Origin of the sequence: Chryseobacterium suipulveris, assembly GCF_022811685.1 — a bacterium.
GTDB classification, from domain to species: Bacteria; Bacteroidota; Bacteroidia; order Flavobacteriales; family Weeksellaceae; genus Kaistella; species Kaistella suipulveris.
Genome location: NZ_CP094532.1, coordinates 2,115,070 through 2,130,635 on the forward strand (window position 1 = coordinate 2,115,070; position 15,566 = coordinate 2,130,635).

18 protein-coding genes are annotated in these 15,566 nt (G+C 39.4%); 11 read left to right on the forward strand and 7 right to left on the reverse strand.

The window, feature by feature from the left end; translation table 11 throughout:
* The first annotated feature begins 42 nt into the window (after positions 1–42).
* From MTP09_RS14470 to MTP09_RS09940, 3 genes are all read left to right on the forward strand, one after another.
* Complete coding sequence (locus MTP09_RS14470) at positions 43–897, forward strand: RHS repeat domain-containing protein (protein ID WP_317618759.1); 855 nt, start codon at positions 43–45, stop codon at positions 895–897.
* 267 nt (positions 898–1,164) lie between these two features.
* The gene (locus tag MTP09_RS09930; protein WP_243548254.1) at positions 1,165–1,440 is read left to right on the forward strand and encodes a hypothetical protein; all 276 of its coding nucleotides are present in this window, start codon (positions 1,165–1,167) and stop codon (positions 1,438–1,440) included.
* A gap of 116 nt (positions 1,441–1,556) precedes the next feature.
* Complete coding sequence (locus MTP09_RS09940; RefSeq protein WP_456237123.1) at positions 1,557–2,489, forward strand: IS256 family transposase, variant Zn-binding type; 933 nt, start codon at positions 1,557–1,559, stop codon at positions 2,487–2,489.
* Positions 2,490–3,265: 776 nt separating this feature from the next.
* On the opposite strand, the gene MTP09_RS09945 is transcribed toward MTP09_RS09940, so the two are convergent.
* The 3 genes from MTP09_RS09945 to MTP09_RS09955 form a co-directional block, all read right to left on the reverse strand.
* Complete coding sequence (locus tag MTP09_RS09945; protein ID WP_243548257.1) at positions 3,266–3,442, reverse strand: hypothetical protein; 177 nt, start codon at positions 3,440–3,442, stop codon at positions 3,266–3,268.
* A gap of 156 nt (positions 3,443–3,598) precedes the next feature.
* Complete coding sequence (locus MTP09_RS09950) at positions 3,599–3,886, reverse strand: hypothetical protein (protein WP_243548258.1); 288 nt, start codon at positions 3,884–3,886, stop codon at positions 3,599–3,601.
* A 267-nt stretch (positions 3,887–4,153) separates the two neighbouring features.
* A complete protein-coding gene (locus MTP09_RS09955; RefSeq protein ID WP_243548259.1) occupies positions 4,154–4,573 on the reverse strand; it encodes a DUF2147 domain-containing protein in 420 nt (139 codons plus the stop codon).
* Between the two features lie 313 nt (positions 4,574–4,886).
* On the opposite strand from MTP09_RS09955, the gene MTP09_RS09960 reads away from it, so the two are divergent.
* Positions 4,887–5,264 (forward strand): GxxExxY protein, encoded by a 378-nt coding sequence (locus MTP09_RS09960; protein ID WP_243548260.1) that lies wholly within the window; start codon positions 4,887–4,889, stop codon positions 5,262–5,264.
* A gap of 529 nt (positions 5,265–5,793) precedes the next feature.
* Here the strand turns inward: MTP09_RS09960 and MTP09_RS09965 are convergent.
* Positions 5,794–7,716 (reverse strand): LTA synthase family protein, encoded by a 1,923-nt coding sequence (locus tag MTP09_RS09965; RefSeq protein ID WP_243548261.1) that lies wholly within the window; start codon positions 7,714–7,716, stop codon positions 5,794–5,796.
* Between the two features lie 340 nt (positions 7,717–8,056).
* Here MTP09_RS09965 and MTP09_RS09970 point away from each other — a divergent pair, with 340 nt between their 5' ends.
* The 4 genes from MTP09_RS09970 to MTP09_RS09985 all read left to right on the forward strand — a co-directional run bounded on the left by MTP09_RS09970 (position 8,057) and on the right by MTP09_RS09985 (position 10,810).
* Positions 8,057–8,773 (forward strand): CDP-alcohol phosphatidyltransferase family protein, encoded by a 717-nt coding sequence (locus MTP09_RS09970; RefSeq protein WP_243548262.1) that lies wholly within the window; start codon positions 8,057–8,059, stop codon positions 8,771–8,773.
* A gap of 76 nt (positions 8,774–8,849) precedes the next feature.
* A complete protein-coding gene (locus tag MTP09_RS09975) occupies positions 8,850–9,614 on the forward strand; it encodes a 3'-5' exonuclease (RefSeq protein ID WP_243548263.1) in 765 nt (254 codons plus the stop codon).
* Between the two features lie 94 nt (positions 9,615–9,708).
* A complete protein-coding gene (locus MTP09_RS09980) occupies positions 9,709–10,317 on the forward strand; it encodes a fumarylacetoacetate hydrolase family protein (RefSeq protein ID WP_243548264.1) in 609 nt (202 codons plus the stop codon).
* A gap of 58 nt (positions 10,318–10,375) precedes the next feature.
* Positions 10,376–10,810, forward strand: a complete 435-nt coding sequence (locus MTP09_RS09985) for a universal stress protein (RefSeq protein WP_243548265.1) — start codon at positions 10,376–10,378, stop codon at positions 10,808–10,810.
* Between the two features lie 163 nt (positions 10,811–10,973).
* Here the strand turns inward: MTP09_RS09985 and MTP09_RS09990 are convergent, their stop codons facing one another.
* The gene (locus MTP09_RS09990) at positions 10,974–11,210 is read right to left on the reverse strand and encodes a hypothetical protein (RefSeq protein ID WP_243548266.1); all 237 of its coding nucleotides are present in this window, start codon (positions 11,208–11,210) and stop codon (positions 10,974–10,976) included.
* A gap of 42 nt (positions 11,211–11,252) precedes the next feature.
* On the opposite strand from MTP09_RS09990, the gene MTP09_RS09995 reads away from it, so the two are divergent.
* The 3 genes from MTP09_RS09995 to MTP09_RS10005 all read left to right on the forward strand — a co-directional run bounded on the left by MTP09_RS09995 (position 11,253) and on the right by MTP09_RS10005 (position 13,503).
* On the forward strand, positions 11,253–12,161 hold the full coding sequence (locus MTP09_RS09995; protein ID WP_243548267.1) for a DUF6427 family protein: 909 nt from the start codon (positions 11,253–11,255) through the stop codon (positions 12,159–12,161).
* A gap of 5 nt (positions 12,162–12,166) precedes the next feature.
* Positions 12,167–12,751 carry a DUF3109 family protein gene (locus MTP09_RS10000; RefSeq protein ID WP_243548268.1) on the forward strand — a complete coding sequence of 195 codons (585 nt, stop codon included), beginning with the start codon at positions 12,167–12,169 and terminating at the stop codon, positions 12,749–12,751.
* A gap of 98 nt (positions 12,752–12,849) precedes the next feature.
* On the forward strand, positions 12,850–13,503 hold the full coding sequence (locus MTP09_RS10005; protein ID WP_243548269.1) for an MgtC/SapB family protein: 654 nt from the start codon (positions 12,850–12,852) through the stop codon (positions 13,501–13,503).
* Between the two features lie 61 nt (positions 13,504–13,564).
* On the opposite strand, the gene MTP09_RS10010 is transcribed toward MTP09_RS10005, so the two are convergent.
* Together MTP09_RS10010 and MTP09_RS10015 are read right to left on the reverse strand one after the other, a co-directional pair.
* Positions 13,565–14,899: a trigger factor gene (locus tag MTP09_RS10010; RefSeq protein WP_243548270.1), complete on the reverse strand. Its 1,335-nt coding sequence runs from the start codon at positions 14,897–14,899 to the stop codon at positions 13,565–13,567.
* 77 nt (positions 14,900–14,976) lie between these two features.
* Entirely contained in the window at positions 14,977–15,528 is a 552-nt protein-coding gene (locus MTP09_RS10015; protein ID WP_243548271.1) for a hypothetical protein, read from the reverse strand.
* Positions 15,529–15,566: the final 38 nt, after the last annotated feature.

Sequence of the window (15,566 nt, forward strand, 5' to 3'; positions counted from 1 at the left end):
GCCACGGCAAGCCCGCTGAACTATAAGTTTGGAGGCAAGGAGTTGCAGGAGTCTGGAATCTACGACTTCGGGGCGAGGAACTATATGCCCGATCTGGGGAGGTGGTTCAATTCGGATCCTTTGGCAGAATTAAGCCCCGACCTAACGCCTTACAGGTTTGGGTTTAACAACCCTCTGTCTTTTACTGACCCAACTGGGATGTATGAGGACGGCTATGGGGACTACGACGACTATGGGGATGATTACGCAGGGCATTTTGACATTGATTTTTATCCTGCCGGATGGGAATATGGTCATAGCGACCTTTGGAATATCATTAATTTTAAATGGACGCTGGATATTGACATTGCTTTAGGCACGGGAGACGGATATGCGGGAGATGATTATTTTGCAGACAACATGAATGATGGCCATATGTATGAATTGATGGACGACGCGACTCAAGATCCTTATTATGATCAGGAAGGACCCGGACCGAAAAGAACTAATGCCACTCCAATAAGGCAAACATGGAATTATTTAGCTGATAATATTATATCAAAACCTATTGAGGGTATTCAGATTATAGGTTACATATTTTATGGAGGCTTTTACGCATTACCTAAAGAAGCCATTAAGAAAGAAAGAATTGAAAATCTTCATGTAAAAATGGATATTATTACATGGGGTTTTAAAAATGGTGTCCCATATAAAAATGTTTATAAAGATAATATTAATATGACTGAATCTGAACAGTTTGAGGCCTTTGTAAGACCAAGTGTTGAAGCAACAACAGCACCTCTTTCCTTTGGAATTAATTTTGTTAATAATAAATTAGTAAATAGGGCATTAAATTTTGGGGTGAAAACAAGTGTCAAAAAAGGTATTTATGAATCTGCGCCAAAAAGGAAAAAATGATAGACTTTATTTTCGGTTATTTCGGTATGTTTGTTCGATGGATTTTCGTTTATAGATGTAATACAAAAAAGATGCAACAATCCTACTGTGAAAATCTCAAAGAGGAAGAAGTTAAAGATAATTTAGCAGGGCTATTCTTGATACCTTTATTTGTGATAATAGGAATTATTCTTTATTTGATAGATAGATAGTTTACTTGATTGGAATTGGTTGGAGGGCGCTAGAAATCCTGACGCAGACAATGTATTTGAAAAGATAGTTTTGGCGATGCTAGATATCATTAATGGTGATTTCAGAATTGATAGTGATTTAAAAGGTGATGGAGATGGTGGTATTGAAAATGATATGTTTCACGATATGGCGCAGGATCATATATTTGGTACGGGCGATAATGATGGAGGATTGAATGCGGAAGACGGAGAAGGTCCGGGACCAAAATTGAAACCCGCTTCTGCTTATGATTATTCTAAAGAAATAATCCCGGGAAAAATGACCGATGACTGGAATTATATTTGTGATTTAATAGTCAAAAATAGTTGGTAAAATTCTTTGTAATACCGATTATTAGATGCGATTACAAAAGTTTATTGAACTTTGTTTCAATAAATTTTTTTTATGTCTGAAAAATCAAAAAAAATCGTTGTTGGTGTTGTGGAAGTTTGGATACCATTTCGTGGGGAAAACAGAAAGGCAAGAGGCGGTTCAAGTGTAAGAACTGCGGGATTTACTTTACGCTTGAAAACAAATCCGTAAGTTTAAAAAATAAAGAGATTTGGTTCAGGAAGTGGATCATAGGTCGACAAACTTACGAGCAGATTTCAATTGAATCCGGATATTTGATCAGTACGCTCCAACGATATTTTAACCTTATGCTGGCAAAGGCTCCACAGCTGAGTTACAGTCAGAACAAGGAAGTCTATCTTTTGATTGACGCCACATATTTTTCCAATGAAATCTGTCTTGTCGTTTTTAGGGACGATGTCTTCAAACAAACCCAACTTTACAGAATAACCGATGGTGAACACTTTGAAGAACTTAGGGAAGATCTTCAAAATATTCTTGATTTGGGTGTAAAAATTGGTGGGATTACGTGCGACGGAGATAAATCCCTGATTAAGGCTATTAGAAAGGTATGCCCGAAAGTTCCGATGCAGAGATGCCTGGTGCATATCCAGAGAATGTGCAAGATATGGCTTTCCGCACATCCTAAAACAAGGGCAGGATTCGAGCTCCGAGAGATTGCGTGTAAACTTCACTTTATCGACTGCGAGTCAAAAAAGCAATATTGGATACGGGAGCTTGTGGATTGGTTCGAGCAGCACAAAGAGTTTATCAATGAAAAATCTTACAATGAGGAAACAGGAAGGTATTGGTATACTCACAAGATGGTGAGGCGAAGTTTTTCAGTGATCAAAAAGGCGCTTCCAAATATGTTCACCTTTCTACAGAATCCTAAGATACCGAAAACCACCAATGGTCTGGAATCCTTCTTCGGACATCTGAAAGGCAATCTGAATATTCATAGAGGACTTACTAAAAGTAGGCGCAAAAAATTCATTCAATGGTATCTTTTCTATAAAAACCAGAAGTGATGAAAGGTTTTTTAGCCATTTGGCTGTTCCGATAATTTATTAAAAAGGATGGTCGAAACCATCCCTCTAAACTATCGTTTACAGCGTCAGTTGTATTGCTGGCGAGTTGCACCTCTGCATGGCTCGCTTCCTCTTCCAACCAACAGCCGAATATTACAAATTATTTTTTAAAAAAACACCAACTATTTTTGACCACATTACCATATTTTAAATGGGAATAACGGAAACCCTTTTAGTAGATTTGGAGAAGTATTGTCAAGAGATTGGAGTGCAGCTTCCGTAGGAGATAGATTTGACATTGTTACTTCTGCAGCTCCAGTCCTACGACCCTTAAAGCTAGGAAAACTTGTATTAAATACTACTGCACGTGCAGAAAATGCTATTCAACTTACATTTCGTAGCGATATTTCTGCCGCAAAATTTTATAAACTAATGAATTGTAGGTCTCCCTATTCGCTGGACAGATTTATACCCTTTGCTTTTGTAAAAATATAAAATATTTCTGCTTTTACGCCAATTATATGAAAAAGATCGAAGTCTTATAAACTTTAACAATAAGTTATAATAATCCCGCTCACTTTTGCGAGCAACATTATCAAAATTGGTCATGGAAAGCAGAAATGAAATAAAACCAAAATCACATTTTTTTTAACAATCATCCAAAAGTAGATCAATCTTATTTAACTAAATCAAAATATAAAAACAGTAAAAAAGGTTATACCCAACGCATAACCCTTTCAGAAAAAATCTAATAATATGTTTCGTTCAGAGTCGTTCTATTCCAACACTTTGATATCTAAAACAAGATCACCTGCAACTGTGCCATTCCCGGAGACACTTTTAACAACAGCAATCCCTTTCTTGCCGGTGTGGGTTGCAAACTTCATAACATCTCCAACCGCAAGTTCATGATTTGCAGAAATTCCGCCTGTGAACCCTCCTAGTTTCTCCACCAGTTGTGTTCCATTAGAGATATTAGCAAATTATCCTTCGCTTAAAGTATTTGTCTTTGAAATAGAGTTATGGTTCAAATGCCCCCATTTGTTAAATCCATAATTTGGGTTGTAAACAAAATCATAAGCTATTCCGCCGCCTTGGTAAGGATTACACTATGCTAAAAGTTCATACGGTGATGCTAAAAAATTTTGGTGGATATTGTTAAAGAAAAATCCAAAATCAATTTCACCCTGATTTTGGTAAGCTTCCTGCTTGCTGTACACTTTACCAGTGTACATATTGATGTACGTCCCATTTTGAGAGTGCTGGTTTCCTATCTTAACATCATTGTAGCTTTTCATTTTAGGACCAGGAACAGGTGTTGTTGTTGGATCCTCGTCATTACTTCTCCCGCACGATGAAAATGAAACTCCAACAATGAGTAAAGCCAGGAGAAACATTTTAGTTTTTTTGCAATTGTCTTCATAATTCTTTTTTTATTGGTTAAATGATTAAAATTTATGAGTCAAAAATGCAAGCTTCTCGGCGAGTCTTTAAATCAAATTATGCGAAATGATGGTTTCAGTAAGTGAATTGTAAGTGAACGAAATCCTAAAGAATAGGTCGCTGATGAATAAAAATATTGAATGCAAAAATTGAAAAACGATAACAAAAAAATCCGCCTCACTTTTGCGAGGCGGATTCTGCATTGGTCAATGCACTATAATTTAGTTTACTTTATGCCAAGTCTGGGTTCTGCCGATGAGTGAGAAACCAACGTAACCTCTCACATTCAGCTTATCGCCGTCTCGGGAAATGTTGCACTTGTAAGTTTTGCCAGTTTTTGGATCGGTGATGGTTCCCCCGCTGAACTCTGCTCCATCTTTTTTCAGTCCACGAACCACTTCCATTCCCAGGATTGGTTTTCCTTTACGGTCGTCTTTACAGCCAGTACAGTTTGGATCTGCTGGCTTGATGAGAAGCTGGATAACTTTTCCGTAATATTTTCCGTCAGATTTCTTGGTGATTTCTACGATGGATTTTGCCTGTCCCGTTTCATCGTCGATGGTTTTCCATTTTCCTTCGATCTGGGCATAAGAAAGTGTTGCGAAAAAGAGGGCAACAAAAGCGAAAGCTATTTTTTTCATTTTATAAATAATTTAATTTTTAGGTTGGATAAAAGTAACCAAAAAAAGTTAAACGGCAAATATTTCGTTATTCGCTTCATAACTTATCAATGAATTGAAAGGATGATTGGAAATTAAACAATCATTTAAACATCATGGTTGTAACCTCTCATTAAAAATCTCGCAATGCAAAACAAGGAAAATTATATTCTGCACCGCGCATATTTTTAAGACAAACAAAGGCGCTTGTGCTTAGCTATGATATACAAAGAAGGAAAAATCAACTATCAATTTTTATGATTAATTTTGATTAATAACCAATTAAGAAAACAACATGACTGAAAATGAAATCTCAAAAATCGTATTTGAACTCGGTTTGAAAATCCATAGGAAACTTGGAGTTGGACTCTACGAAAGGGTTTATGAAGAGTGTTTGATGTATGAACTAACAAAAGCAGGACTAAAAGCCGAAAGACAGAAATTCCAAGCAATTCAGTATGAAGAATTGTTTTTCGAGAGAGCTTACCGAATGGATATTCTTGTTGAAGATAAAGTCGTAATAGATTTAAAATCTGTTGAATTTATTAGCGATTCGGATAAGAAACAACTCAACAACTATCTCAGATTAGGCAACTATAAATTAGGAATGATTCTTAATTTTAACAGCCCTTTATTTAAGGACGGCGTTAAGAGGATTGCAAACGGATTATGACGCGCACCTTTACTTTTTCCCTTTGTCTGTCTGAAAAATAAGCGTTAGCGCCTTTGTTTAGCTTATAAGCAGCATAAAATTTAAGTAAATCCTTGTTTTTCCTTGCGAGAATTCCTGCACGATTAATAGATTTCGTAATTCAATGAATGAACATGGAACGCTTAATATCTCGCAAAGCTATACAAGGATAATTATTCTACCTCCTTCATATTTTTAAGACAGACAAAGGCGCTTGCGCTTAGCCAAGATAGACAATGACTCTATTCTGCACTTTTTCCCTTTGTCTGCCTGAAAAATAAGCGTTAGCGCCTTTGTTTAGCTTAAAAACAGCATAAAATTTAAGTAAATCCTTGTTTTTCCTTGCGAGAATTCCTGCAAGATTAATAGATTTCGTAATTCAATGAATGAACATGCAACGCTTAATATCTCGCAAAGCTATACAAGGATAATTATTCTACCTCCTTCATATTTTTAAGACAGACAAAGGCGCTTGCGCTTAGCCAAGATAGACAATTACTCTATTCTGTACTTATTGCAGCTTCCGATTAATCACCCGATACATATAATCCTGATACCAAGCTTTGCACAGGAGGATTCCCCGCTCGATTTCGGGACCGCCGACTTTACCCACAAGGTTTTTCTCTAAATTTTTGTCGCCGATATCGTAAATTCCCGTCACATTTTTTCCGTCGAAACGATAAATGTAGTTCCCGATCATAAACTGCTCCTGAATCGAATCGGAGTTTACGATCAAATAGTTTTTGTCTTCGGAAACCAAACTTCTGCCCCAACTTCGGATGGGATTGTTGTAGCCGATCAAGTCAGCCAAAGTCGGGTAAATGTCCATTTGCTGAGCCGGCTCCGTAATTTCACCGTGAAGATTATATTTTGGGTTTGGAGAGTAGAAAAGAATCGGCACCGCATAACGGTTCATCGCTTTTTCGTATTCAGGATAGGCGACCTGATTCGTATGGTCCGCAACGAAAACAAAAATCGTGTTGCTGTACCACGGCATTTTCTCGGCGGTCTCGAAAAATTTTTTCAGGGAATAATCGGTGTAGCCGATCGGTTCGTGAATCTCGAGCGGACCTTTCTTAAATTTTCCTTTGTACTGTTCGGGAACTTTAAACGGATGGTGCGACGAAACGGAAAACATCGTCGCCATAAACGGAGATTTTTTGGAGTTTAAATTTTTCGCGAAATACTGGAAAAACGGCTCGTCCCAAATTCCCCACATTCCATCGAAATCCTTGTCGTTATTGTACTCGTTTTTACCGTAATAATGCTGAAAACCGAGAATATTCCCGAATCCCAGAAATCCCATCGAACCATTCGGAGCACCGTGGAAAAAAGAAGTGTCGTATCCCAACTCATTCGTCACTGAGACGATCGACTGTATTTTCTGGTTCGCGTAAGGCGATCCCGTGAAAGCATCGGTCAAACTTGGAATCCCCGCAAGAACCGAACTCATCCCGTGAATCGACTGTCTTCCGTTGGCAAAAGCATTGATGGCAATCAAACTCTTGGAAGCGAGCGAATCGAAAAACGGCGTGTATGAAACAAAATCCTTGATACCGGTATTTCTGTTAAACGCCCCAGAATATTCTTTCGCAAAACTTTCGAGAATGAAAATCACAATGTTCGGTTTCGGCGACACCTCTTCCCTTTTGTAAAGTTTATAGGGGTGAATATTTTCATCAATGAATTTTTGATCCACGAAATGCACTTCCTCAAAATTATTGGTATCGATTGTCCTGAAAAACGAGAACACACTGTTCAGAACGATATTTGCCTGAAGCGGATTTTTCACAAACTTATTGGCATCCACCAAATTAATCGGCCGCGTTGAATGTTTGAAATCACCTCGGATTCCTCCCACTACCAAAGTTGCGGTAATGCAGAGCGTCACGACAGAACCCACAAAATACACCCATTTCTTAACGGGATTGAATTCCGTAACCGTTACTTTTTTGTAGAGAAATACCCAGAACATCATCAAGACGATGTACCATAAAATCACAAATGGATGCTCAATAACCGAAGTAAAAAAAACTTTACCCAGATTGTTTTCGTGCTGTGCGACATGCATTGCGGCGGTCGTCAATCTTGCCTGCGAAAATTTATAATACACGAAATCACCGAAATTCATTCCGTAGGCGATGCCGTTCATAATGAAATACACCCAAAACAGGAATTTCTGATAATAAGGTTTTGTGTTAATGACCAAAGGCAGCAAACTCAGCAAGATGAAGAGTGCGTTCACATAGAAAATCGCAGTCATATCGAAAGCGACGCCGTGAAAAGCCAGCCCAAAATAATCAGAAACCGAATCAACCTTTATTAAATCTTTGTTGAAAAACCAAAACAAAAGCCGAGCAATCTGGTAAAAGAAAAATGCCAGAAAAAGACGGTAAACCAATGCCAAAACCTCCTGTAATCTAAGTTCCTTCATTTATTTTCTGTGAAATGAGTGTGCAAATTTACATTAAATTAAGATTAGGTTGATGATGGGTTTATTTTGATTCAATTTGGTGCAAATGGTGTAGTGGGTGCAGAGTTGTTGCAGTGGTTGCAGTGGTTGCAATTGTTTCGAGTTCCGAGTTTCAGGTTTCAAGTTTCAGGAGGTGTGTTCGATATTTCATAATTCACTGTAGTTGCAGTTACTTGCCGATTGCCGATTGCCGACTGCTGACTGCTGACTGCTGACTGCCGAAAGCTGACTGCTTAATTGCTACATTGCTAAATTACTACATTGCTAAATTGCTACATTAAAAAACCTTATTTTTGCGGGTATGAATTTCATTAAGAATAATCTTGCGAACGCGTTTACGCTCGCCAATCTTATTTCGGGGAGCGTCGGTGTGATCCACCTGTTGAACGGCGATTATAAAACCACCGCGACCTGCATTGTGCTCTCGCTGGTTCTGGATTTTTTTGACGGTTTTGTCGCACGCGCGATGAAATCGGATTCCAACCTTGGTGCGCAACTGGATTCGCTTGCAGACATGGTGAGTTTCGGACTTCTTCCTGGTTTGGCGATGTATAAAATGTTGGAGCCGTTCGGAAACAGTTTGCTGGGAATGAATCTTCCTTTTGAAATTAAATATCTCGGACTGTTCATCACCATTTTTTCCTGTTTGCGGCTTGCAATTTTTAACCTGGATGAGGAACAGAAATATTATTTTAAAGGTTTGAACACTCCATCGAACACCATCTTGATTTTTGGGCTGTACTTCGTTGACCAATACTCAGGTTTTTTCGGTGGGATCACCTCAAATCCGATCCTTTTGGTTTTGCTCACCATCATCAGTTCGTGGCTTTTGGTATCGCCCATCAAGATGATTGCAATGAAATTCAAATCGATGAAATTACAGGATAATTATCCAAAATTAGCATTATTGGTAGGTGCAATCTTAATTCTCGCGCTGTTCCAATTGGCAGGAATTCCGTTGGTGATAGTTTATTACATTCTGGTTTCATTAATATTTCAAGAAAGCTTCGGCAAGTAAGCCCCAATTCCAATTTGATCTTAAGGTTGAATTTGAATTAGCACATTTCCAAATTAGCACATTCTCAAATTAAGCAATGAATTTAAAACTCCACAAACCCCTCTGCATTTTCGATCTGGAAACTACAGGAACCAACGTCGGCAAAGACCGCATCGTAGAAATCTGCATCCTTAAAGTAAATCCCGACGCTTCGCGTGAGAGCAAAACCTGGCTCGTCAATCCCGAAATGTACATTCCGAAAGAAGCGAGCGCCGTACACGGAATTTTTGATGAAGATGTGAAAGACGCGCCGAAATTCAAAGAAATTGCACCGAAGATTATGGAGATGATTTCCGGCAGTGATCTGGGCGGATTTAATTCCAACCGTTTTGATGTGCCGCTTTTGGCGGAGGAACTTCTCCGTGCCGAAATCGATTTTGACCTCAGCAAATTCCGAATGATAGACGCGCAAACCATTTACCATAAAATGGAACCCAGAAATCTCACCGCCGCCTACAATTTCTATTGTGGCAAAACTTTGGAAAATGCCCATTCTGCGGAAGCGGATGTTTTGGCAACCTTCGAGGTACTCGATGCGCAGGTTGGCTTTTATGAGGAACTTCCGAATGAAGTTGCGGGATTGAGCGAATTTTCCTTCCACAATAAATTTGCGGATTTGGCGGGATTCATCGCATTCGACGACGACGGTAAGGAAATCTTCACCTTCGGTAAATACAAAGGACAAAGAGTAAAAGACGTTTTCCAGAAAGATTTGGGCTATTTTGGCTGGATCCAAAACGCCGACTTTCCGCTTTACACGAAAAAGGTTTTGACGGGAATACAGCTGCGGTCAAGATTTTAATTTGAAAATTTGGTAATTTGGTAATTTGAAAATTGATACATTTCAAATTGCTAATTGCTACATTGGTACATTGTTAAATTGATACATTAATTAAATGAAAATCATCTGCATCGGTAGAAACTACGCCGAACACGCGAAAGAACTCGGAAATGAAATTCCCGAAAAACCCGTGATCTTTATGAAACCCGATACCGCGGTGTTGAAAAAAGGATCCGATTTCTATATTCCCGAATTTTCTGACGACATCCATTACGAACTCGAGGTGGTGCTGAAAATCTCAAAGGGAGGAAAATACATCCAGGAAGAAAATGCCGCAAATTATTATGACGAAATCGGTTTGGGAATCGACTTCACGGCGCGGGATTTACAGGCAAAGCTGAAAGAAAAAGGACTTCCGTGGGAACTGGCAAAAGGATTCGACGGAAGTGCAGTAGTTTCCGAATTCTTCAAGAAAGAAGATTTTGATTTGAAGAACCTCAACTTTTCATTAATGAAGAACAAAGAAAAAGTTCAGGATGGAAATACTTCGCTGATGCTTTTTACACCCGAAAAAATTATTGCATTTGTTTCCCAATATTTCACACTGAGAGTTGGTGATCTGATTTTCACGGGAACCCCGAAAGGAGTGGGAAAAGTTTCGGAGAACGATATTTTGGAGGCGTTTCTGGAGGACAAAAAAGTTCTGGACCTTAGAATTCAATAAAAGTTAACTTGGGAGTTTTCGAAAAAATCCCTAACTTTAGTGAACAAAATTTTTAGTCATGATCAACATTATCTTACCTGTAGATTTTTCCGAGGCAACCGACAAACTTGTTGATGGTGCCGTAAAATTTGCCAAAGAAACAGGCGGCAAGATCTGCCTGATCCACGTTGCACCTTCCGATATTGGTTTTGCGATCGGAGACATGGGATTCCAGTATTTCCCTGAAGTTGAGCAGAACGAAATTAAGCAGGAACTCCTGCAACTCAACAATATCGAGCAGCAAATCATTGCACACGGCGTGGACTGCGAACACCTGCTAAAACAAGGAGTTGCAGGCGACATCATCCTGGAATACGCCAACAGCGTAAACGCGGGCTATATCGTGATGGGTTCACATGGACGAAGCAATATGTACGATGTTTTCGTGGGAAGCTTGACCAAAGAACTGACCCGAAGATCGCAGATCCCAGTTTTGGTGATTCCGATTCATTGAGAAATTCCTAAAGGTTTTTCAAAAAAAAACTAATTTAGATTACCCCATCCCTAAAGGGAGCAAATTAGTTTTTTTCGAAAAATCTTTCATACCCGATCGACGTACTAAAACACAAATCCCGAAGAAAATTCTTCGGGATTTTTATAGTAAGAAAGGGTATCAATTATTTATTTTCTTTTCTCATTATATTGGGGTCGTAATAAGGATGCTTTCCTTCCGTCGGCGAATAATATTCCTTGTCTTTGTCGCCACCCAAAGTAACTACCAAAACGTAGCACCAGTAGCAAAACAACACAGTTCCAGCGATGAAGAGCAACCAGTTTACGATGTTGCCTGCAAAATCAAAAAAACCGTATGACCATTTGAACAGATCGCTTAAGAATAACCAGAAAGACGTCATTATTTTCCTTTTTTAAATTAACTTTGCACAAATTTATAAAAAATGTTCCGATTACTTTCAAAAGAAAGCAATATTTTTTCAGTTCCTGTTTATATTGGTATTCTTCTGTTGATTGTTATCGGATTTAATTTTCTGGATTTCAACACTTTAGATATCGTTTCAGCGATCGTGACTTTTGCAGGTGTTGCTTTGGGATATTTCTGTTTTAATGCGATTGCGCTCAATTACCAAACCCATCTTCCGCTTTTTCTGTACACGGCTGTGATTTTCGCACTTTATCCTGGAGATTTGGATATCGGAATCGCGGTTTCGCTTTTCACCAACTCCATCATTCTATTGTTATTGACGGACACCGATATGTCGGTTCGGAAAAATTCGTATATCCTGATCGGAGCGATTTTGGCTGTGAATTTCATTTTTCTTCCCACAACTTGGCCGATGTGCTTCTTCGTTATCATGCATATTATCGGAACTTCCGACAGAATTGGGCTGCATTTTTTCAGGTTGTTTTTTGGCATTTTCCTTATTGCAATTTCGTATTTTGGGATCGCCTATTTTCTGGGAATGAATTCCTGGAATCCCGATTATTTTCCGTTTAGGAATTTCAAGCCGATGACGGATTTTTCTACTCTGCTGATTCTTCTTCCGATATTGTTAATGTTGATTTATGCTGTTCTCGACCACTTTAACCATTACAATAAAAAGAGTCCGACCAGTAAATTCAAATATACTTTCCTGTTGGTTTTTATGCTCGCTCAGCTGATTACCATCATCCTCTACATGGGAAAAACGTACGAATACCTGCTCCTCGTCGCGCTTCCTGTTTCCATTATTTTAAGCAGAATGTTGAAATTCCTACCCAGATACTGGATGCGTGAACTCGGTTTGTGGCTGGTTATTATATGCCTGGTTCTCTTCAAACTGGCCAGTTTTTATCACTTTAATATTTAAATGAAATGATTCAAATCGATAATAAATTAATTTCCGAAGATATTTTTTCCGAAGAATTCGTGTGCAACCTGAGTAAATGTAAAGGAGCATGTTGCGTGGAAGGCGATGTAGGCGCACCTTTAGACAAGCACGAAACCGAAATCCTCGACCGCATCTTCGAAAAAGTAAAACCTTACCTCAGAAAAGAAGGCGTCGAAGCCATCGAGCAGCAAGGAACATGGACGATCGATCCGATGGACGGTGATTTCGTTACTCCGATGGTGAACGGAAACGAGTGCGCCTACGTAATTTTCGATGAAAAAGGAATCACCAAATGCGGCATCGAAAAAGCGTACGAAGACGGCGCCGTCGATTGGCAAAAACCTATTTCGTGTCATATTTATCCGATCCGTGTCAACGAATATTCGACTTTCACAGCGTTAAACTACCACGAATGGTCGATTTGCAGCGATGCCTGTACTTTGGGAAAAGAACTGCAGGTTCCCGTTTATAAATTCCTTAAAACCCCGTTAATCAGAAAATACGGCGAGGAATTCTACACCACGCTTTGCGAAGCTGCGGAGGAATGGAACAGGGAGTTTAACTCTTAATTAATAATGAATAATGAATAATGAATAATGAAGAATTAAGAATTAAGAATTATTGGAGATTTGCTGTTTGACAAATTTTATTACCTTTAAATAAAAAAATGTCGGAGCACTTTGAACTTTTTGACCTTTACAAAGCAGTTTTTGCCATTATCGCAGGTTTGATTTTAGGTTTCGAGCGGGAAATGAAGGAAAAATCCGCGGGGTTGAAAACCATCACCGTCATCTGTCTCGGTTCTACCCTATTCTCGATCCTTTCCTACAAGTTTGCGGGTGAACACGGCGATCCCACCCGAATCGCGTCGTATATTGTAGGCGGAATCGGTTTTCTTGGAGCAGGCGTAATTTTCAAACAGGGACTGAATGTGCACGGATTGACCACCGCGGGAATTATTTGGATCACTTCCGCAATCGGAATGGCGATCGGTTTTGGGGAAATTTCTATGGCTTTTATTTTTCTGATTCTGGCGCTCGCTGTCATTTATTCGGCACAGTATATTTCGGACCATTTCCTTCCCCAACATCATAACAAGGTCTTGAAAATAAAATTTGCCGATGAAGATTTTGGCGGTGCCAAGAAAAGGATATTAGAAGAGCTTTCGAAAATCTGTAAAGAAATGAGCGAAATCGGTTTACACAAGGAAGGTGCCGAAGTTCAGGTAACACTCGACATCCACATCGACAATAAAAAAATCGTGAAACTGGAGGAATATCTTTCAGAAAATACAAAAATCGAGTCGTTCAGTTATCACTAAAAACAAATCCGCCCCATTTCTGAGGCGGATTCTATTTTCAATTTGCTGAATGCAGCAGAATTTATTTCTTCAATTCTTCCAAAAACTCGTCGTGGGAAATTTTGGTTTCTTTCTTGATCGCTTTCTCCAGGATCACATCTTTCAGTTTCGCCATTGCAACTTCAGAAGAAATCTGACGAACCTGCTCCTGGTCTTTCAGCATTTCCACAGCATATTTCTGGATTTCTTCATCACCCAAATGGTGGATTCCGTAGATCGCCAACTGGTTTCTTACCAACTGTTCCGCTTGCGCCAAAATATCAGCATAATCCAATTTGATGTCGTTGTCGTTCATCAGTTTTCCTTCGAGGATCTGGTATTTCAAAACGTTCTTTTCAGCTTCCAGAACTTCTTTTGCCTGCTCTTCGGTTTGAATATTTTCGTTGTTGAAAATCAACCATTTTGTAAGGAAAGTTTCTGGTAATTTCACCTCTTCTTTTTGGTTGATCTGTTCCAAAACTTTGTTTACGAAATGTACATCGGCATTCTGCTGGAAATACTCGTCAAGCTCAGTTTTCACCTTAGCTTTCAGTTCTTCTTCGGATTTGATATTTCCTTCACCATAAACCTTGTCGAACAAGTCCTGATCCAATTTAGCCAAATCCAGACCGTAGAAATCTTTCACTTTCACTTCCAATTCGTTGTGGTGAAGGTGCTCTACTTCATCTTTACTGAAACCTAATTCTTTCGCCAATTCCTCGTTTTTCTGGAGGTCTTCCTTGGTTACTTTCACAGTTCCTTCCATCGCCAAATCTTTCACCAGTTTGAAAGCTTCCTTTCTATCAGCGTTTACTACAGTATTTTTCGGATGGTGGTGGTGTTCACCTTCTGCATCAGCTTCTACGATTTGGGTAATTTCTAAAGCAACGTGGGAATCTTTTCCGATTTTTTCCTGTGGAACCTGCGTCGCAAAACGCTTCTGCATATTCTCGATGCTTTGGTTGATTTCCTTGTCAGAAGCTTCTACCTTGAAGTGCGGAGCTTCATATTTTGAAAGGTCAACAGTGAATTCTGGTTCGTAACCCACCTCGAACGCTACCGAAAGTTGCTCTGCATTGTGGTTGAAATCGTCCACTGGTTGCGGTACAGGTTGACCTACCAAACGGAGTTTGTTCTCGTTGATATAGTTGTTCAGCGCATCAGAAACCTGCTTGTTGATTTCTTCAAAAGCAATTCCCGCCTCATATTGTTTTCTCACCATACTCAATGGCACTTTCCCTTTTCTGAATCCTGGAACCTGCGCATTTTTCGCAAAGTTCAGGAGTTGCTTTTCAACTTTATCTTTGTAGTCCGCCTTATCTAAAGTCACTGTAAGTAATGCACTTACATCATCATGTTTGGTCGCTGTAACGTTCATTATTGATTAAAATTTAGGTTGCAAAAATAGGAATTTTTTTTGATTTTTTGGCAAGAAAAATCGGATCAAATAACTGCTTAATTCTTAACCCCAAAAGTGGCCACCGCATCGGTTTCGCCACCGATTGCGGATCCGAAAACTGTTCCCGTTTGCTGCTCACTCACCGAAACCGCATCGTGGATCAGCTTCACTACCAGTTCGGGATTCGCAGAATTCTCCGCTTTCAGCACTTGCCATTTGGTTTGGAGACCGAGTTTGTTTCCGTCGGTCCTGGTAGAATGTTCATCATCAATCCTCGTCAAATCAATTTGGGAACCATGAAATTCAAAGATGAGGAAATGCTCGTCTTTCGCGGCAATGATGCTTTCGGTTTCGTCTTCGTTTCCGTTCAGGAAAACGATTTCGACAGTGTAGGATTTTCCATCGGTCAGTTTAATGACGGGATGGGTGGTCGAATTCATCGTGTAATTATAAGTCTGCACAATTCCCGTCGCGTCGTCTTTGATGTTGAGGATGATGTTGGAAATATCTTCCTGTGAAAGGACGTCCAGATCTTCATCGGCTCTACTGCACGCGAAAAGAAAGATTGCTATGGTTAAGAAAAGGGTGAAATATTTTGAGATTTTCATTTTATTTAAGGGTATTTGAGGTTGTTTGAGGTTTGAGG